The sequence below is a fragment of the Flavobacterium aestivum genome (assembly GCF_026870175.2).
In the GTDB taxonomy this organism is placed as follows: Bacteria; Bacteroidota; Bacteroidia; order Flavobacteriales; family Flavobacteriaceae; genus Flavobacterium; species Flavobacterium aestivum.
Genome location: NZ_CP113977.2, coordinates 1,974,388 through 1,995,671 on the forward strand (window position 1 = coordinate 1,974,388; position 21,284 = coordinate 1,995,671).

The following is a 21,284-nucleotide window of genomic DNA, read 5'->3' on the forward strand; positions in this document are numbered from 1 at the left end:
ATTTGGGATGCCAATCTAGAAGTTGTTGATCGTTTTTATGTATTTTAACTAATCAATCTTCATATCCTCAGTATATAGACGTGACATTTTACAATCAGTAAATGATATAATTATGAAAATTTATTATCTAAATTTTTAGTTTTGACTAGATGTTTGTTTCCTGCTTCTTTCAAACTCAAAGGAAGTTTTCCCATCCTTAGCAAGCACTATATAAGCATCGAATTTTTTTCCTGACCTGCTCTTCATTCCTTTTATAAAGGAGGTTCTTCCATTAGTGATTAAATTCGTCAGATTATCTAAACTTAATTGAACTCCGCAAACATTACGAAATTGTACCCATTTACAGCTATCATTCGGACATTTGACGAGTATGTCTTTGATGAGTAATTGGTGGCTTTCACATTTAGGACAAGTAAGAACAGGTAAGTTTTCAAGGATTATAGATGTAGAAAGAAGCTCATCTGTTATAGAAACTACATAATCTTCAATTTCTTTTTGAAATATTCCAGCTTGTTCTTGGTTATTTTCTATTTTCTGCAAAGTGACTTCCCATTGAGCGGTCATAGCAACATCGGCTATCTTCTTATCTTTTATTAGTTCATAAACCTTTAATCCTTTTTCTGTAGGCATAAGAGATTTGTTTTTGCGTAGAATATAATCTCTAACAAAAAGTGTTTCTATAATTGCGGCTCTTGTAGCCGGCGTACCTATGCCAATATTCAATATTGCCTTTCTTTCTTCTTCACATTCAATTTTCTTTCCGGCTGATTCCATCGCCGATAGAAGTCCTGCTTCTGTATATAAAACAGGAGGGGTGGTTTTCTTCTCTAAAACAGTTACTTCTTTAATTTTAAGTTCATCTCCAACTCTTAGTTGTGGGAGATCTTGGATATATTCAGTATCCTCATTCAAAAAATGGCCTTTAATGCCACGCCATCCTGCTTGTAAAACTTTAAAACCTTTAGCAGAGAAATCATAATGTAAAATTTGTAATGTTATGTCAGCTATTTCTTTTAAGCAAGGATCAGAAACCGATTCCAATAGGCGTAATGCAATCATATTGTAAATAGCATTTTCTTTAGTGGATAATGCTGAGGGGATTTTATCTGCGATAAGTAGTCCATGATGGTCAGTTACTTTGATGTCGTTAACAATGCGTTTACTCAATCGTCCCAGTTTTATTGTAGACATAACATCTTTATAAGAAGTACTTGTTTCTAATATTCTTATGAGATTGGGAATTTCATCCCAGATATCTTCTGGAATATATTTGCTTCCTGTTCGTGGATAAGTAATGAATTTTTTCTCGTATAAATTCTGAGCAATTGTAAGAGTTTCATTTGCAGAAAGGTTTAGCTTTTTATTCGCTTCTTTTTGTAAACCAGTCAGATCAAACAGTAGGGGTGGCTGTTCAGTAATAGTTTTGTTTTCTATAGAAGAAACAGTACCTATTCTGTTTCTCTCGATGGATTTTAAAACAGCCCCAGTTTGTTTCTTATCATCCCATTTGTTTTTAGAAAGGCTCTTGAAATTAATAAATTCTTTCTGATGATTTAGTTGAAGTTGCCAGTAGGTCTTAGCTATAAAATCGCTGTTTTCCAGATACCGTTGGCAAATTAGAGCTAATGTTGGTGTTTGTACCCTTCCCAAAGTGTAAATGCCACTTCCTGCTGCAATAGTAAGTGCCTGAGATGCATTAATTCCTACTAACCAATCGGCACGACTTCTTGCTTGTGCAGCTTGATATAGACTATCGAAATCACTGCCCGCTTTTAAATTTTCAAATCCATGTTTTATGGCTTTTTCAGTCAAGGAACTAATCCATAAACGTTGGAAGGGCTTTTTGCAGTTTAAATATTCATAGATATATCGAAAGATTAATTCTCCTTCACGGCCAGCATCCGTGGCTACGATAATACTATCACATTTCTCTATGACCAGTTCGATGATTTTTAGTTGTTTTAAAGCACCCACATCAGCAACATTGTCTTTTTTTATTTTGCGAATCTTTAATAAAAAGGGATCGGGTAGGATGGGTAGGGATTCTTTTTGAAATCCCGAAATCCCATAATCCTCTGGTGTAGCCAATCCAACCAAATGCCCTAAGGCCCATGTAACACAATACCCATTTCCTGTTAAAAAGCCGTCTTCTTTTTGTGATGCACCTAATATCGAGGCTATCTCACGAGCCACGCTGGGTTTCTCTGCAATTACTGCTTTCATATCTCAATGTTTTTTAGAGCTACATTTTTCTGCCTTTGCTCTTGGTTGGTGTATTGTCTTGTTCCTGTTCTTCCTGTTGTTTTTTGCTGTCAGGCTCTTTTTGTCCGGACTTTAAAGGCTCTTTAATATTCTTGGTAACTTCATTGGTTTTACCTTCCGAATTGACTGCTGTTTGGGTTTTATGTTCTTCAGTCGGCTGAACCTTTGCACTATTAGGATTACTAAATGAAAAACCAACTTTAGCGGTATCTTTATTGAAAGTTAGATATCCTTTGTATTCTTTACCTTGTTTATCTACCAAACTATCTACATAAATGGTTTTTCCCTCCTTGAATTGTTCATACTGCTGCTCACTGAGCTCTTTTCCTCGAATGGTTCTTGGAACTTCCAGATTCTGTACCTGATAATTGTTTTGAGTTTGACTATTAGGATTTGTTCTGTCAAATTGGAATTCAACATATCGTTTGTCTGCATTGAATTGAACAGTGGCATTAAATGGTTCTCCTTTCTTAGAGATCATGCCTTCAATGTAGAGTGGTTTACCATTCATTAGTGTTTGCTTCTGTTGCTCGTCGAGTTTAACTCCTTTGATTTCATCTGGTATTTTTATCTTATCAACACGCAGTGCTACCAATTCATTAGTGAGCCTATCTATGCTAATGATTGAAGGAGCCTGTTCATTAGTTTTGAGAATAGTAAGATCAACGACACGTCCCATATTACCTGTTTTAAGCAGATTTTCTTTGTCTTCTTTGCTGAATTCATGCCCAAAAAAAGGAAAATTTAATTGTGGTTCTTTTCGTATGCCGTGAATTGCCATAACGACTTTTCCATCCTCAGAAGTTTGAAGTGATAAGCGGGCATCTAATCTGGTAATGGCTGTTCCTAAATTAAGGCTGATAGGCACCAGTTCATTGGTTTTGTATCCTTTTAACAAAGGATCTAAAAGATTCATTTTTTCTAATTTTTCTTTATTTAAACCAAGATTAGCCATAGTGTCCCAATCAATTTCTTCTGGTTTGAAACGATATTCGCTTACTTCTGTTGTTGTTTGTGCTGTTTCCATAGTATCTGCATTTTCTTTTTTATTGTCTTTTTGTAATTCTAGTTTAACTTCATGTTCGTTCAAAATTTTTTCGCCATCAGGTTTGGGATTATCCACTTGCTTTTGCATCTTTTTTGCCATATCAATAGCTAAGAGTTTCGGTACTTTGAAGAAGCTAAAACGAGTTGGGTTTTGTAGTTGGCTCATGAAATTGGAAAAAAAATTAGAAAAAAGATCTCCATGTTTATCTACTTTCATAAATTGATTTTGATTTTTTTTATCAGCAGAAACTGTTTCCAATTCACCATTTTTATCAATACCTTTTACAGCCTCGATTTTCATTTTTTCCCTATCAAATACTAGAAGAATATCTGTTAATTGTTCCGGAGATTCCTGTGTGGCTTTATTTTGTTCACTCATAACTTATTATTTCTATTTAACATTATTAAGTATCGAAATTAAATGAAGACTGCACGTTTAAATATTTCAGGACCTAATCAGGCATTATTTGTCTAGGATTGTCTTTATTTCTTTGCAGATGCAGAAAAACTTTCACGGATAAACTGGTTTACGTCTGATAGTTTATAATATAACTTACCACTAATAGTATAATAAGGAAGTTTTCCAGAGGAGCGGTAGCGTTGTAAAGAACGGGCACTTACTTTAAGTATCATAAAGAGATCTTGATTGTCCAGCAATTCTTCCCCATCAATAGAACTCTTTTGTTTTTGGGAATTATTAAAACTTTCACTAAGTATATCAAAGCGATTCATTATGCGTTCCATCCATGCTAAAAATTCCATTCTGTCGATATTCATATAGATATGTTTTATCAATTAGTATTTTTCGATTAATGATCTATGCAAAATTGGAAGCTATATTTGGTAATTTATGCCAAGTTTAACCAATTGAGAATCGCGATTTTGGAAATTTTCTGAAAATAAATATTTCCTTATTGTTGCACACTTTTTTGTCTTTTAGCATTAAAGCAAATCGGATTGTTACGCTATTTGCCAATGGGTAGGCGTGGGCAGATATTAAAAAAGCAGTGTACTAAAACACTGCCTTTATGAGAGAAAATTTTAATTATTATAAATCTTTATCCATATACTGCTCTAAAGAAGATTTGAGCTGCTCTAAAAATAAAGTGCGATTACCAGCGCGATCTTTCATACGATGAAAGGCGTGATGGATGTCACCCAATTGAATTCGGAATAGAAGTTGAAAAACTAAACTAATTTTTCGGACTCCAATCTTGCCGTTAGAAATCGCGCCCGATACATATAGGGCATAAATCAATTCTATTAAAGCATTTTTAGATTCAGTCCAAAAAACATCTTTAGTAGACTCAGCATTTTGTAAAATCGCATCAGGCTTATCAACTGGATTTATTTTGATAATTAAATAATTATAAAGTAATTCATCTGCTATAATACGGGAAACCTTGTAATCATAATAAGTAGAAAATTGAGTATCAACTTCAAATATAAAACTGTTCAGACCTGTATTAAGATTGATTTTTCCTAACTTAAAAAAATCACGGTCCCTGTCGGTTCTTCCTGAGCGGTAATATCGGTAAAAATCAGAATTACAAATATGCTCTTTATATTCATTTTTTAGCTGCTGTAATTCGCCAGAAAAATATTTGTAATACATCTTTCCGCTACTTACAGGACAAGAAGTCTCTATGCGATATACTTTGTTGTAATAGATTAACTTTCCAAGAATTTGGGGTTTTATAATTCTGAAAAATTCTATTTCCTCATTTTCCTCAGTAAAATGATGCTCTAGAACATCCTTTTTAATACGTGTCAATAAATCCTGGAGGAAAACAATCATACGATAGGATTCATCAATAACATGAACCGATTCCAAACTAATTTCCTGTTCTTTTTTCAGAATACTGTAGAGGGCATCTTTGTAAGTGGACTGCATCAACATATTAGACAATAAAGCGAAATAAGGAATCCATTTATGTATTTCATTGTATAATAGATTTTGAATCTTTAATTGGGTTGATTATTTAAGTTTCAAGTTTAATCTGTATTCAGAGGGAGACATGGAAGTATTTTTTTTAAAAAAATTGCTAAAAGATGAGGAATTACTAAAATGTAATTCCTCAATAATCTGTAAAATCGTTAAATCTCCATTTCGAAGTAAAATTTTAGATTCTAACACAATTGCTTCATTAATAAATTGCTTAATTGTTTTATTAGTTACTTGCTTAACTATTTTACTAAGATGGCCAGGAGAAATATGCAAAGCGTCAGAATAAAATTTTACGCTATGCTCTCTTGTACAATGTGTATTCAAAATTTCTAAAAAACGAAAAATCAATATTTCTTTTCTGGAATGCTTTGTTTTTAAATTAAAGAAATTTTCATTGTATATTCCTGCCAGTACATATAGCAAAAGATTGAAACTCAAAAGCTGTATTTCACTATAAAACATATACTCCCTTATTTTATAGTTCTCATTCCCTAATAACAAAAATAAATCGTTAAGTAAAAGAGAATCATTATCTCTTAGAACGACTTTTTTAGGGGATTTTGTGATGAAAAATTCAAAGAATCCAATGTTAGGTTTTGTTATAGTGTTCTTAAAGATAAACTCCGAAGTAAAAAAAAGTAAAGAAGCCTCCAGGTCATCACAAATTTGTAAAATCTCGAGAGAAATTCCGACAGGAATTACAAGAAGTTCTTTAGTTTGTATGCAAAACTCAATTTGATTAATCCGTACAGTTATAGATCCTGAATTGACTATTATAACTGAAAAGCAGTTACTATGAACTAGTTCCTCTATTACAATTTTAGAGCTAAACTTTTCAAGAGTAATAACTTCAAATTCTAAGCAGGAATGTGGTATTTTTTTTCTTATCAAAACATTAAATTTTAAATAATTTTAGTGAAGATTTGCAGTGAAAATTTTGGATTCTTATCTAAAAACCCTCACTCATCAGCGTATAAAGCAATGAAATGCTAATAAATAATAAACTCGCAAGATTAGATGCCAGCAGTAAAAATGCTAATGGTCGTGTCCGGTTACTTATAGCTTTATCTATAGCCAAATAACTGATCATTTCATCATAACTAAACAAGTCGATAATGAAGTAAAGTGCAGTAAGATTGATTAGAATCAAAAACAAGCAAAAGATAATAGTAATCCTTTTTTCGTTTTTTTGAGTGATGTACATGGTTAGTCTTTCTAAAAGTTATTTTGAACATTTCCGGCCAGCAAAGCCATTCTTACCATCAAAAAAGTCAAATCATCAGTGACGATAAACATATCATCTTTATTACCAACGGAAGTTTCCCAGTCCTTGTCCTTCCGTTTTCTTTCGTAAAAAAGTAAAGTCTTCGCGATTAGGGATGTATTTAGTATTAAATCCTTATCGGCTGTGGTATATGTAGTATTTGCTTGAATAGTAGATTCATACAATCCTATTGAATTAATCATACTATCATAATTACCGTTACTAAATAGCATTACATTTTCAATAAAATTCTGAAGTGAATTTTTTGCTGCTAATGACATGGAAGAATCCTCAACGCTTAATTCAAATATGCCTTTTGATTGACTTATTACTTCTCTGATTTTATCAATAGATGAATTGGTGACATTTATATCACCGCTAACTAATATCGCTGTTACAGTTCCTGTAGATTGTATTGCTTGATTAACAGTAACAATAGATTGAGCATCAAAATTGCTTTCATCATAAAATGTTGCTAACAAACTGTTAATTTCATTTACAGGTAAAATTTTATCTTCTGTAGTTTTTGGACCTAGTGTTTTAAATTTAGACGTTTTAGAGTTTTTAGAAATTGCATCAATTTCTTTATATTCTTCTTCAGTTGTACAAGAAATTAGTAGAATAGGAAAAATGAGCATACATAATAATGATTTTTTCATGATTAGATTTGTTAAATGTGATCGGCGTTTTTTGCCAATTCATTTTACCCGGGTCAGCAGAATTTTTATTTAGCACTTTGCTAAACTTTTTTGCTTTTGAATTCGAAGTAAAACTAAAAGTCTGGTTTTAGTCTTACAACACAACTGTTGTGGGTTTTCGGAAAAAATGGTATGGATTTTCCGAAAATCCATACTTGATTTTTACAAAAAAAACATACCTCATACCAATAGTTTATATTACATTTGGCTTAGATTTTTCCTTACATTATAAAAGTTTCCCCCACTTTTATTTAAGAATGATTTTTATAAAAAAAAGTGTTCTAATTTTATCTTAGCCTATGATCAAAAAACATTTGTTCGTAATATTCCTTTGCTTTGGAAATATGGTTTCTGCCCAAAAAAGCACCTTTAAAATTCCAGATACACTACTACAGAAAGATTATGATTATCTTTTTGAACGAGTTGAGCAATTAGAAAATGATAGTACAGAGCAATCCATGTATTTGAAATCATTTCTATTAAAAGCCAAAGCAGAAAGAAATTTTGAAGAAATTATTAATGGATACAAGAATTATCTTTATTACTCATCAGATAAATTAAAACTTGTTTATGCTGACAGCATGATATATAGCGCAAAACAGTCTAAGGAGAATAGCCTCATTGGTTCAGCCTATTTGTCAAAGGGAATCGTCTATTACGGTTTAAAAAAACATCAACAAGCTCTAGATAATTACCTTATTGCTAATGAATTTATTTCTAAGACAAATGACCAATATTTAATTTATAAGATAAAATATAATATTGGTCATATAAAATATTATTTGGGTTTCTATAATGAAGCCATATCCTTATTTCGTGAATGTATAGCTTATTTTGAAAATGAAGATGCCAGAGGATATCTCAACTCAATTCATTCGCTTGGATTATGTTATAACAGGAATGGAAATTATGGTTTATGTTCTGATACTAACTCAAAAGGATTGGCAGAGGGCAAAAGATTAGGGAACTCCGAAATGGAGTCCTATTTCATTCATTCGGAAGGAATCAATCAATACGCCAAAAAAAATTATAGAGAAGCCATTAAACAAATTAATTACTCTTTACCAGATATCAAGAAGAATAAGGATTTTGCAAATGAAGCTGTTGGTTATTTTTACATTGGTAAAAGTTATTGGCAATTAAATGAAAATGAAATCGCATTACCTTATTTTGAAAAGGTAGCTCAAATTATTGAAACCAAAAATTATATTCGTCCTGATCTTCGGGAGAATTATGAGTTGATGATTAGTTACTATAAATCAAAAGATAATTTAAAAAGTCAACTTTATTATATTAGAAAGTTGTTAAAGGTAGATAGTGTTTTATCCATAAGATACCAATATCTATCGGAAAGAATTCACAAAGAGTATGATACCAAAAAATTATTACTTGAGAAAAAAAATATAGAAACCCTTCTTAATAGAAGGAAATATAATGATTTAATTCTTGGTTTCGTCATCGTGTCCTTGTTTGTTTCGCTACTATATTTATATTACAGGAATAGAAGAAATAAACGGATTTATAAGCACAAATTCGATGAGTTAATGAAAAATAGTAAAACTTCAAAAAATGAAGTGAAGCACGTAACGAGTGGAATTACAGATATAAATGAGGAAACAGTTAAATCACTCTTGAAACAACTGGAAAAATTTGAAAAAGAAAACAAATTCCTTGAAAAAGACATAACCTCAGTAAAATTAGCCGCTACATTTGATTCAAATGCAAAATATCTTTCAAAAATCATATATCATTATAGAGGCAAAAAATTCGTCAATTATATAAACGATTTAAAGGTTGATTATTTGATTTCTTTGATGAAAAAGGACAAAGCACTCAGAAATTACACTAATAAAGCTTTGGCAGAAGAAGTTGGGTTTAGTAGCACACAAAAGTTTGCGAATGTCTTTTTTGCAAGAACAGGAATGCCAACTTCCTATTTTATTGAAGAGCTTAAAAAAGAGGGGATAACAAATTTTAGTGAAGAAAAGAATGTAAACTAATTTCTATATTTGATTGTTCTTAACTATTTTTCAATAGACTTATTTTAAAACTGGTTAGCCCAAGTGCAAGCTTTGAACACAATATAAGATAGGCAAAAATTAGCTGAAATTTTGTCAAAAATGGAAGTACCTCCATTAAATGGTTACAGCCTGGACACAGATATATAATATAATTTGGCCAAAAATCCAGACAAGACATTTTTAAGAAATGAAAAGGCAAGCGATTGTTGAATAGAATTACTTCTATTCTCAATCGCTTATTTGCTTATTAGGATAAATCAGTTTTATGTTTTTCAAAATACTAATGATATTAACCTGTATAATCACAAAAAAGAATTAGAATTCCAAAATCAACAGTTAGACTGTAGAAACAAACATATGCTTATTTGTGCTTGTGTATTATTTGTTGGAAGAGTTTTTTTGTTTATAGTTTTTTGTAAAAAAAGGATGATTTGTTTTTTTAATAAGGTTAAACCATTAAAAATCACGTAAATATCACTAAAAGTGGGTATTGTGTATGCCAATAATAGAGCTTAATCTTGTGCGAAATTATATACACCTAACAATTAGTACGAAAAAAAGTACTTTTTAAATTAAAAGCCAAGAAAAAATGAAAAAAAAACACTTAGTCCCCCTAGTGTTTTTCCCCCTCCTGATGCACTCTCAGGACATACTTTGGGAAAAATCATATGGAGGCAAACATGCAGACTATCTTTTTGATGCACAACCCACAGCCGATTATGGTTTTATACTGGCTGGGAGTTCCCTCTCTGACAAAAGCGGAAACAAAACCGATAACAATCATGGTGATCTGGATTACTGGATTTGGAAAATGGATGAAAAAGGCGAGCTCGATTGGCAAAAAAGCATCGGAGGCAGCGGATTCGATTTATTACAAAGTATAAAAAACACCTCAGACGGTGGTTTCATTCTTGCCGGCACCTCCAGCTCATCAAAAGATTTTCAGAAAAAAGATAGCTGTAGAGGCATAACAGATTTTTGGGTAGTTAAGCTTAATGCCAAAGGCGAAGAGCAATGGCAAAGAACCATAGGCGGCAGCGGTCAGGACGAACTGGTATGCGCCTTTCAGACCAAAGATGGCGGTTATATGCTAGGAGGTTCCTCCAGCTCAAGTCCGGCTGAAGAAAAAAATGCTATCCACACAATACCATTAGACGCTAAACCTGATTTGTGTGCCAAATCCGAAAAAAGCCGTGGGAATATGGACTATTGGATTGTTAAACTCGACAAAGCTGGAGTTGTCGAGTGGCAAAAAACATACGGTGGGGAATATGCAGATGTGCTGAGAAGCATGGAACAAACCACAGATGGAGGCTATACCTTGGGTGGGTATTCTAATTCTTCTCGCTCAGGTGATAAATCGGAGGCTAATAGCGGAATTGGTGATTACTGGATTCTAAAAATTGATAGCGTAGGAAAAATTGAATGGCAAAAAACCTATGGTGGCAATGGAGACAATCAATTGTACGTGATTCATCAAACAGAAGATGGAGGCTATATAGCTGGAGGGAATTCGAACAGTACATCACCTCTTACTACTTTAGGAGGCAATGTGAGTAATGGAACCGATTATTGGGTTCTAAAACTGGATGAAAAAGGCGAGGTTCTTTGGAGCAAAACCTACGATTTTGGGAAAGTCGACATCTTGACTTCATTGGTCGAGAATAAAGACCATACCTATCTCATTGGCGGATATGCCCAAAGTGAAAACAAACAACCAAGAGAAGGTTTGGTCGGGAAAGCAACTAGCCTTGTAAACAAAGACAAAGAAGGAATTAATGACTACATCGCCTTAAAAATTGATAAAAAAGGCGAAGAAACCTGGAAAAAAACAGTAGGAAGCGGCGGAGAAGACATACTGCGTAAACTAATAGAAACAAGAGATGGTGGCTATCTTATGGCAGGAACCTCAAACTCCAACGCCTCTAAGGATAAAAACGGAAATATAGGCGGAAATGATTTTTGGGTTGTAAAGCTCAAAGACAAAACCAAACTCGAGAAAGTAAAAACAAGTGTAGAGGCCATTCCTAATCCCGCACAGGCATTTACCAACATTATCATAGGCTATGATTTTGAAGACGGAACTGCTACCGTAGTTGATATAGCAGGCCGTATACTACAACGATTCCCTGTCAAAGAGCGAACCGTCCCTATAGATTTAAGCCTCTATCCCGAAGGAATTTATGTAGTGAACATAAAAACCAATGTGCAGAGTGATGGAGTGAAAGTAATAAAAAAAGGAAAAAACTAAGAGAACTACAATGAATAGAATATATACTACCAACAACAGGATTCAATATGTTTTTTTCCTGTTGTTCATTTTTGCATGTCTAAATGCAATTGCGCAAGATACAGCTAAGTTCCTTCCCAACATAACTCCACCGTCTCCTACTGCAGGAGAATTGGGTAAATATGGTAATGTTCCTGTTGGAATGTTTACCGGAGCCGCCAATATTTCGGTTCCGCTAATCACCTTTAAGACTAAAGATTTAGAATCTCCCTTATCGCTTTTTTATGGTTCCAACGGAATTAAGGTCGATGAAGTTGCCTCGAATGTAGGATTGGGTTGGAATCTTAATTTTGGAGGAGTAATCACCAGAACCGTAAGGGATAAAGCCGATGATAATCTAACAGGAGTTTACCCACCTGATAATTTATCTACTGCTACCAATGCAGAAAGAGTACAATTTTACAAAGCTGCCGGACAGGATAATGCCGATACGGAAAGAGATCAGTATTCTTTTAACTTTAATGGCAACTCAGGGAAATTTGTATATGATAAAAACAATGAACCGGTTTTAGTAAACCATCAAAAGATTAAAATACAGAAGACTGGAACTAATAATACAGATTTTCTATTGACCACCACCAACGGGGTCAAATATTATTTTACGGAAAAAGAAATGACCACATTCAGGAGCCAAGGTGAAGGGCATTCAATAATAAGTGGTAGTGTAACGGCATGGTATTTAAGCAAAGTAGTACATCCCAACGGATCAGAAATATATTTTGTCTATGATGATACGAATATGGATTATACGGCATCCAATTCTCAAACACTTACCTTAACCTATCCGCAAATACAAAATGATTGCAATGGGGTCCCCTATACCAGTGCTCCGACTCTTAGCGGTATTGTTTCCCATAATATGACCGTTTTAGGAAAAAGAGTGAATAAGATATACAGTAATAACAGCAGTGATGGTTATATCTTATTTGCTTATACGACTTCGGGCGTTAATGAGGAAGTCGATGGCAATAGCAAAATTAATACGATCACCCAATTCAACGCTAATGGGCTTGTGATTGAAAAAATAAATTTCAATTATTTAAAAACAGTCAATGAGCGTGTTTTTCTACAAAACATTACATTTATAGACCCTTCTAAAAAATATGCTTTTGAGTATGTTAATCAAACAGAGTTTCCTAGAAGACTCGCAACAGGTCAGGATCATTGGGGATATTATAATGGGAAAAACAGTAATACCAATCTAGTACCTAAAAACATAAGAGAGTATGGTTTAAGTGATATTGATTATAAAGGGGCTGATAAAGAACCCAATGCAGCTTTTGCCAAAATGGGTTTGCTCAGTAAAATTATTTATCCCACCAAGGGATATACAGAGTTTGATTATGAAAGCAACACCTATTGGGGAGACAAAACGACTTATCCAGCAAAATCAGAAGGGAACATTGATCTTTCCTTTTTAGATGAAAATAATGATAATTTGGATGATAGTCCTGAGGAAGGTTTTCTTACTATTACCTCCCCTATTAATCAGAGAGTTGAGCTTACTGGTTATGTTAATTATGTTAGCAGGGAAGCTCCTAGATATGATCAGTATGGTAACCCTATACCGGATCCGTATGATACTGGGCATTATGATGCTTCCATACAAATGAGTACTGTTGATCCTTCTACAACTTTTTTGGGTTTTTATGATATTACCCAGTTTGGAACACCTCATTATTATCAAGGCAGTTTTACCTTTATAAAGAAAGTGACTAATCGTGTTTATTTTGATGCCGAAGCAGGTAAAACCTATAAAATTAAACTTCTTAAAAACGGAATTCGTATTTCTGCTACTCTAAAGGCGACCTATTATGCTACCCTTCCTGTAACTACAGCTACCAATATAGAAACGGGTGGTGTCAGAATTAGATCTACCAAAGACATAGCGGAGCCAACTGCCAGAGCCAACTACAAACACTATTATTATGCCCCGAAGAGTGATCTCACCCATTCCTCAGGGAATCAAGGAAAAATTCCTTTATATCTGGATCTTTCCGTTCAGAGAAGGATGTGCGAAATAACCAGTGGACATGTGGGTTGTCTATATGTAAATATTACTAATCTTGTGGCTACCTCCAGTAGTGTAATTTCTTTGTTTGACACGGGCAGTAGCAATTGTTTTTATAAGTATGTAACCATTAGTGAAGGTGGAGATGCTTTTGAGAATGGCGGAGAAACCAAAGAATTTATTGTCAATAGAGATGATTTTGGTAATCCCATTTTAGGAAATGATATTAAAAGTGCCCCACTCACCAATTTTGGCTGGGACAACGGTCTGGAAATAAAATCGCAGGTATTACAGAAAAGAAATGGTGGAACTTTAGTGGTTGTAGCCGAGAATGAAAACAACTATAAATTGGATCCTTCTTATAGCAATGAAATAAAAGGGTATAATGTTCGAAAAGATTTCAATGAACTCTGCCCCAATGTACAGACTGTCGAAAATTTAAGTATTGTCGAATATGCAACAAAATCATATTGGTTTTATCTGCAATCGTCAGTGTCCAGAAAATATGATCTAAACGGATTAAATCCGGTTGAAACAACAACTACCTATGGGTATAATAATCCATCCCATCTGCAGCTCACATCGCAAAGTACCAAATCCTCCTTAAAGGAAACTTTAGAAACCAAGTATTATTATCCTCTGGATTTGGCTATGGCGTCAGAACCTTTTGTACTGGATATGATCGCAAATAATAGAATTGATACTCCTCTGAAAACAGAAACCTTTAGGGATAATACAAAACAATCTGAGCAAAAAACAGAATATGCCAAGGATGCCACAACTAGTAATTTGCTATTGCCAAAGTTTATTTATGCCGCAAAATTTCCTAATTCCTTGTCTACAGCTAATTCACTGGAAAGAAAAATTACATTCGACAAATACGATGAAATTGGAAATATTCTCCAATATACCTTAGAGAGCGGAACACCAGTGGCCATTATCTGGGGATACAATAAAACCAAGCCAATTGCCAAAATTGAAAATGCAACTTACGATCAGGCTAGTGCTGCATACACGACAAATGACAATATATTTAGAAACAGTTTACCAAATGCGATGATTACTACTTATACCTATATTCCTTTGGTAGGAATAAAAACAATTACAGATCCTAAAGGACAGGTTACTACTTACGATTATGATGACTTTAACCGTTTAAAACTTATGAAAGACAGTCAGGGAAAAATTGTAACAGAAAATCAATATCATTATAAAAACTAAAAACAGAATTATGAAAAAAAATATATTTATCTTCTTTTTACTGCTTTTAACTTCTATAGGATATTCTCAAAGTATTAAAAAAGCGTCAGTTACACCTACACCTATGGTAGCACCACCTGACGGAGGAGGAACTGGCACAAAGTATACATGGTATGAAGATTATGATGAAGACAGTTTTGGGAATCCAGCCATAACTATTTTAAGCTCTACCAAACCATTCGGTTTTGTGAGCAACAAAACCGATTTAGATGATAATAATCCTTACATTACCAACATACCCCCTACCCAATATTTTTATCAGGATGCAGATGGTGACACTTTTGGGAATCCAAACTCAGCAGTTTTCTATAGTAAAAAACCTCCGGGTTATGTAACCAATAATAATGACTGTAACGACGCAGATGGGACATTAAATCCTAATACCGTATGGTATCGGGATGCCGATAGTGATGGGTATGGTAACAACGGTATTACAGCAATCCAATGTGCACAACCCGCAGGCTATGTGCGTAATGGAGCTGATTATAACGATGCAACTGCCAATATCAACAATATAGCACCACGCACTTTTTACAGAGATGCCGATGGGGATGGTTTTGGGAACCCCACAGTAAGCGTTTACTATAGCAATCAGCCGGCAGGCTATGTTACCAATAACTCGGATTATAATGATGGCACTCCAAATATTACCAACATTGCCCCTCAAACCTTTTACCGTGATGCCGATGGGGATGGTTTTGGTAACCCTAGTGTAACAGTCTATTACAGTGTGAAACCAGCAGGCTATGTAACCAATAATAGTGACTGTAATGATGGGGATATTACAACAAACCCCAATACAGTTTGGTATAGTGATAACGATAGGGATGGTTTTGGAGCCGGATCCGGAGGAACAACAGTTTTAAGTTGTACCCAACCGGCAGGTTATGCACGGAATGCCCAAGATTGTAATGATTATGATAGCGAATTAAACCCTAATACGGTTTGGTATAGTGATAACGATAGGGATGGTTTTGGTACAGTAAGTGAACTTGTAGGATGTGCAGCGCCTCCCAATCATAATTATGTACTCAAAGGCGGAGATTGTGACGATAATAATATAAATATAAATCCACTTACAATGTGGTATCGCGATGGCGATGGCGATGGTTTTGGTTCAAGTACCAATTTTACAAAAAGCTGTACACAACCGGCAGGCTATGTTCGTGAGTCTGGTGATTGCGATGATGGAAATAGGTTCATAAAACCTAATACTATCTGGTATTATGATAACGATGGCGACGGACACGGATCCGGATCGCAAACTAAACAAAGTTGCACAAAACCAGAAAAATATGTTGATAAGGCAGACGATTGTAATGACTACGATGTAACGGTATATACCGTTAAACTTTGGTATTTTGATAAAGATGGTGATACTTTTGGAGATCCGGCTAACTCTATTTCTAGTTGCGACCAACCCTATAAGTATGTACTAAATAAATCCGATTTAGATGACAATAACCCTTACATGACCAACATAGCTCCCACACAATATTTTTATCAGGATATAGATAATGATACTTTTGGGAATCCCAACTCAGCAGTTTTTTACAGCATAAAACCTCCGGGTTATGTAACCAATAATTTGGATTGTAATGATAATAATGGTGCTATAAAACCAACTACAGTTTGGTATCGTGATGGCGATCATGATGGTTTTGGTACAGGTTCAATTACCACAACCGGTTGTATACAACCTACAGATTATGTATTAAACGCATCAGATTATGATGATACAACTGCAAATATTACCAACATTGCCCCACAAATCTTTTACCGTGATGCCGATGGAGATACTTTTGGCAGCCCTAATGTAACGGTATACTACAGTGTAAGACCGGCAGGCTATGTAACCAATAATAGTGATTGCAATGATGGGGATATCACAACAAACCCCAATACAGTTTGGTATAGTGATAACGATAGGGATGGATTTGGAGCCGGATCTGGAGGAACAACAGTTTTAAGTTGTACCCAACCGGCAGGTTATGCACGAAATGCCGAAGATTGTAATGATTATGATAGCGAATTAAATCCTAATACGGTTTGGTATCATGATACAGATGGAGATGGTTTTGGTACAGTAAGTGAACTTGTAGGATGTGCAGTACCTCCCAATCATAATTATGTGCTCAAAGGCGGGGATTGTAACGACAATGACGTTACGGTAAATCCGGGTGTAATCTGGTATCGCGATGCCGATGGCGATGGTTTTGGTGTCAGTACCAATTTTATAAAAAGCTGTACACAACCAGTAGGCTATGCTCGTCAATCTGCTGATTGTGATGATGGAAATAAATTGATAAGACCGGATACTACTTGGTATTATGATAACGATGGCGACGGACATGGGTCTGCATCACAAACTCTGCAAAGTTGTACAAAACCGGAAAAATATGTCAATAAATCAGATGATTGTAATGACTACGATGTAACAGTATATGCCGTTCAGCGTTGGTATTATGATGAAGATGGCGATAGTTTTGGAGATGCAGCGAACTCTTTTTCAAGTTGCGACCAACCCTATAAACATGTCCTAAATAACTCCGATTATAACGACACAACCGTAAATATCACCAATATTGCCCCACAAACCTTTTATCAGGATGCTGATGGGGATAGCTTTGGTAATCCAAATGTAAGTGTTTACTATAGTGTAAAACCAGCGGGATATGTGACCAATAATTCAGATTACAACGACACAACCGTGAATATCACTAATATCGCTCCGCAAACCTTTTATCAGGATGCTGATGGGGATAGCTTTGGTAATCCAAATGTAAGTTTATACTATAGCGCAAAACCAGCGGGATATGTAACCAATAATTCCGATTATAACGACACAACCGTAAATATCACCAATATTGCCCCACAAACCTTTTATAAGGATATTGATGGGGATGGTTTTGGGAACTCTAACGTGACTGTTTACTATAGCATCCAACCTACAGGATATGTAGCTAATAATACCGATTGTGATGATGCGAACGGTCAACTAAATCCTAACACAAAATGGTATGCTGACAATGATTTAGACCAATTGGGTGACCCCGCTAGTTTTGTACAACAATGTACGCAACCTCCCGGGAATTATGTCGCCAATTACTCGGATAATTGCCCAACTATAGCAGGAACAAGTCCTGATTGTGGTAGCTTGGCATCACCTTCATCAGACTACAATTATGTTATAACTACGACTTATAAAGAGCCTACCGAAACTATTTTGCAGAACCCAGCTCCTGAAAAAGCCTTAGTAAATATTACCTATTTTGATGGACTGGGAAGACCCGTACAACAAATTGCCAATAAGCAATCGACAGAAGGAAAAGATATTATAACCTCTATCGGCTACGATGATTTTGGCAGACAAACCAAGGAATACCTGCCTTATGCCGCAGCTTCCAGTAATATGGCTTATGATTTAAATGCTGTAACAAATGCCATCGGTTTTTACAGTAATGAGAAATATGAAAATACGGCAAACCCTTTTTCTGAAAAGAAACTAGAATCTTCTCCCCTAGGCAGAGTCATAAAACAAGCCGCTCCGGGAACCGATTGGGCTATGGATAGCGGTCACGAAATCAAAATGGCTTATCAGACCAATACGGATTCTGAGGTAAAATTGTATCGCGCTACCGCTAACTGGAACGCGGGAGCTGGGGTATTCGATATTGCCTTGTCTGAGGATGGCACTTACGCCGCCAACGAACTAATCAAAACCGTTACTTTTGATGAGAACAGTTCGGCTAATCCTACCGAAAGCGGTGGTAGTACCGTTGAGTTTAAAAATAAAGAGGGTAAAATAATTCTAAAGAGAACCTACGAATCAGGAACCAAGCACGATACACATTATGTTTACGATACTTACGGAAATCTAACCTATGTAATTTCGCCAAAGGCTGACGGTGCAATAAATCAGGAAGTTCTGGACGGATTGTGTTACCAATACAAACATGATTATCGCAACCGTTTGGTCGAGAGAAAATTACCGGGCAAACAATGGGAGTTTATAGTATATGACAAACTCGACCGACCTGTGGCTACAGGTCCTGCAAATTCGCCTTTTAAAGATGATACAGCAGTGGGCTGGTTAATCACTAAATACGATGCTTTTGGCAGACCGATTTATACAGGCTGGTCAAATTCTACTGCGAATGCTTCGAGCCGAACTACCTTGCAAAATGCTCAAAATACCGCCACAGTTTTGTTTGAGACCAAACAAACTTCGGGAACTATAGATGGGATTCAGGCTTTTTATACGAATGCTGTTGCTCCAACCAATATTAAACTCCTAACGGTTAATTATTATGATAATTATGCATTTCCTAATGTGGGAACTGTTCCTACCACTATACAAGGTCAACCCGTTTTGGCTAATGCCAAAGGTCTCGCAACCGGTAGTTGGACAAGAGCGCTTGGCTTGGCATCTGCAATTTCAGGAGAAACTACCAGTACTTTTTATGACAGTAAAGCCAGACCAATAGGCAGTTATTCTCAAAATCATTTGGATGGATATACCAATACTGACAGTAAATTGGACTTTGGCGGAAAACCATTGTATACCATAACCAAGCATAAACCCATGAGTGGTAGTACTGAGCTTGTCGTAAAAGAAGAATTCACCTATTCTCCGCAAGACCGTTTGCTCACACATACCCATCAAATAAATGGTGGTGCTATTCAGCTATTGGCAGACAATACCTATGATAAATTGGGACAACTGACCAGTAAAAAAGTAGGGAACAATAGTGGTATGCCTTTGCAAAAAGTAGATTACAGCTATAACATTCGCGGCTGGATGACTAAAATCAATGATGTTGCTAATCTGCAACAAAACACAGACCCTAAAGATTGGTTTGCTTTTGCGATAAACTATAACAAACCTACCACTAATGCTAGTGTAAAACCGTTGTATAATGGTAATATTGCCGAAACATTCTGGCGATCTAACTCTGATGGTACCTTCCGTTCCTATGGGTATCAATACGATGATCTGAACCGATTAAAAAAGGCTATTTATCAAAAACCAGGGGAAAACATTCCGGTTTCGGGTGCCTATAATGAGAGTTTGAGTTATGATAAGAATGGTAATATTCTGTCTCTGCAAAGATTTGGCGGTAGTGATACGCCTTCTATCATTTTTCAGATTGATGATTTAACCTACGATTACAGCAATGCGAACTCTAACCAACTTACCAAAGTAACCGATGGTTCTATGGGGAATGACAATCAGGGTTTTATTGATGGTAACAAAACGGGTGATGACTATAATTATGATGCCAATGGAAACATGATTACGGATAAGAACAAGAACATTACTGGGATTGTATACAACCATTTGAATCTTCCTACTAAAATAACATTTGGAACTGGAAATTCTATTGCCTATATTTACAACGCAGCTGGGTTAAAACTGGAAAAAAAGGTAACTGATAACGGAATCATTACCCAAACTAAATATTTGGGTGGGTATCAGTATAAAGACAATGTGTTGCAGTTTTTCCCAACGGTGGAAGGTTATGTAGAGCCTAACGGAAGTTCTTTCAAATACGTGTATCAATACAAGGATCATTTAGGGAATGTGCGATTGAGTTACGAGGATGCCAATGGTGATGGCACTATTACTAGTTCAGAGATAATCGAGGAAAGTCACTACTACCCTTTCGGTCTTAAGCATAGCGGGTATAATGCTGTGGTCACTTCCACCAATCCTGCTCAAAAATATAAATTTCAAGGACAGGAACGTCAAGATGAGCTGGGACTGAACTGGGACAGTTTTAAGTGGAGAAATTACGATTATGCAATTGGTAGATTCATGTCAATTGACCCACTTGCAGAAGAGTATGCTTATAACTCAACTTATGCTTTTGCTGAGAATAAAATTGGTATGGGTAGAGAGTTAGAAGGATGTGAACTCGGTCCTTTATTTGGTGTGGCAGAAATTGTTAAAGTTGGTGTGGAAATTGGTGCTAAAACATCTGAAGTAGTTGGTAAAACATCTGAAGTAGCAGGAAAAGCAACAGAAGGAAGTGGTAGATTTACAGAGTCGCAAATAAAAGATTTCGCAAGAGGTAATGCTTCGGAGGCGGAACAACTTTCAAAAAATGGCTTAGAGAAAAATACCAAACCATTTAAAGCCACTGACCCAAAAACTGGAAAAGAAGGAACAACTATACCTGATGCAATGAAGCCAGATGGTGGAACAGTAGAAGTAAAAAATGTAAAAAGTCAATCGCTGACAGAACAGTTGAGATTACAAAAATCAATTTCTGAAGGAAATGGTGTAAAACCTGAATTAATAATAAATCAATCAGCTAAAATAAGTAAGCCATTGCAAAAAGCTGGATTTGATATAAAAACATATAATGTATCGGGGACAGCAATTGATAATACAGCAGTCCCGAAACCTAAAACAATGACACCAGTATATTCGATGGATAAAGACCCTACAATACATTAGGAATAATTACCATACACATA

The 21,284-nt window shown here is 35.3% G+C and carries 10 protein-coding genes; 4 read left to right on the plus strand and 6 right to left on the minus strand.

The genetic code is table 11. The features are described from left to right. Nucleotides 1-135 precede the first annotated feature (135 nt). From OZP08_RS08535 to OZP08_RS08560, 6 genes are all read right to left on the minus strand, one after another. On the minus strand, nt 136-2,223 hold the full coding sequence (locus OZP08_RS08535; protein ID WP_281323482.1) for a type IA DNA topoisomerase: 2,088 nt from the start codon (nt 2,221-2,223) through the stop codon (nt 136-138). Nucleotides 2,224-2,242: 19 nt separating this feature from the next. After that, nucleotides 2,243-3,688 carry a DUF3945 domain-containing protein gene (locus OZP08_RS08540; protein WP_281323483.1) on the minus strand — a complete coding sequence of 482 codons (1,446 nt, stop codon included), beginning with the start codon at nt 3,686-3,688 and terminating at the stop codon, nt 2,243-2,245. A 104-nt stretch (nt 3,689-3,792) separates the two neighbouring features. Then, the gene (locus tag OZP08_RS08545; RefSeq protein WP_268849206.1) at nt 3,793-4,086 is read right to left on the minus strand and encodes a helix-turn-helix domain-containing protein; all 294 of its coding nucleotides are present in this window, start codon (nt 4,084-4,086) and stop codon (nt 3,793-3,795) included. 271 nt (nt 4,087-4,357) lie between these two features. Then, entirely contained in the window at nt 4,358-5,203 is an 846-nt protein-coding gene (locus OZP08_RS08550) for an RteC domain-containing protein (protein ID WP_281323603.1), read from the minus strand. A gap of 84 nt (nt 5,204-5,287) precedes the next feature. Further along, the gene (locus OZP08_RS08555) at nt 5,288-6,148 is read right to left on the minus strand and encodes a helix-turn-helix domain-containing protein (RefSeq protein WP_281323484.1); all 861 of its coding nucleotides are present in this window, start codon (nt 6,146-6,148) and stop codon (nt 5,288-5,290) included. A 324-nt stretch (nt 6,149-6,472) separates the two neighbouring features. Next, entirely contained in the window at nt 6,473-7,180 is a 708-nt protein-coding gene (locus tag OZP08_RS08560; RefSeq protein ID WP_268849209.1) for a hypothetical protein, read from the minus strand. A gap of 338 nt (nt 7,181-7,518) precedes the next feature. Between OZP08_RS08560 and OZP08_RS08565 the strand changes: the two genes are divergently transcribed. From OZP08_RS08565 to OZP08_RS08580, 4 genes are all read left to right on the plus strand, one after another. Continuing rightward, on the plus strand, nt 7,519-9,219 hold the full coding sequence (locus OZP08_RS08565) for an AraC family transcriptional regulator (protein ID WP_281323485.1): 1,701 nt from the start codon (nt 7,519-7,521) through the stop codon (nt 9,217-9,219). A gap of 610 nt (nt 9,220-9,829) precedes the next feature. Then, nucleotides 9,830-11,491 carry a T9SS type A sorting domain-containing protein gene (locus tag OZP08_RS08570; protein ID WP_281323486.1) on the plus strand — a complete coding sequence of 554 codons (1,662 nt, stop codon included), beginning with the start codon at nt 9,830-9,832 and terminating at the stop codon, nt 11,489-11,491. Between the two features lie 10 nt (nt 11,492-11,501). After that, entirely contained in the window at nt 11,502-14,762 is a 3,261-nt protein-coding gene (locus OZP08_RS08575) for a SpvB/TcaC N-terminal domain-containing protein (RefSeq protein WP_281323487.1), read from the plus strand. Between the two features lie 10 nt (nt 14,763-14,772). After that, nucleotides 14,773-21,264, plus strand: a complete 6,492-nt coding sequence (locus OZP08_RS08580) for a DUF6443 domain-containing protein (protein WP_281323488.1) — start codon at nt 14,773-14,775, stop codon at nt 21,262-21,264. Nucleotides 21,265-21,284 lie beyond the last annotated feature (20 nt).

Coding starts and splice junctions, on each gene's coding strand:
- OZP08_RS08540 (WP_281323483.1), bottom strand. CDS start 3,688: ATGAGTGAACAAAATAAAGCCACACAGGAATCTCCGGAACAATTAACA.
- OZP08_RS08545 (WP_268849206.1), bottom strand. CDS start 4,086: ATGAATATCGACAGAATGGAATTTTTAGCATGGATGGAACGCATAATG.
- OZP08_RS08575 (WP_281323487.1), top strand. CDS start 11,502: ATGAATAGAATATATACTACCAACAACAGGATTCAATATGTTTTTTTC.
- OZP08_RS08565 (WP_281323485.1), top strand. CDS start 7,519: ATGATCAAAAAACATTTGTTCGTAATATTCCTTTGCTTTGGAAATATG.
- OZP08_RS08580 (WP_281323488.1), top strand. CDS start 14,773: ATGAAAAAAAATATATTTATCTTCTTTTTACTGCTTTTAACTTCTATA.
- OZP08_RS08550 (WP_281323603.1), bottom strand. CDS start 5,203: ATGCAGTCCACTTACAAAGATGCCCTCTACAGTATTCTGAAAAAAGAA.
- OZP08_RS08560 (WP_268849209.1), bottom strand. CDS start 7,180: ATGAAAAAATCATTATTATGTATGCTCATTTTTCCTATTCTACTAATT.
- OZP08_RS08535 (WP_281323482.1), bottom strand. CDS start 2,223: ATGAAAGCAGTAATTGCAGAGAAACCCAGCGTGGCTCGTGAGATAGCC.
- OZP08_RS08570 (WP_281323486.1), top strand. CDS start 9,830: ATGAAAAAAAAACACTTAGTCCCCCTAGTGTTTTTCCCCCTCCTGATG.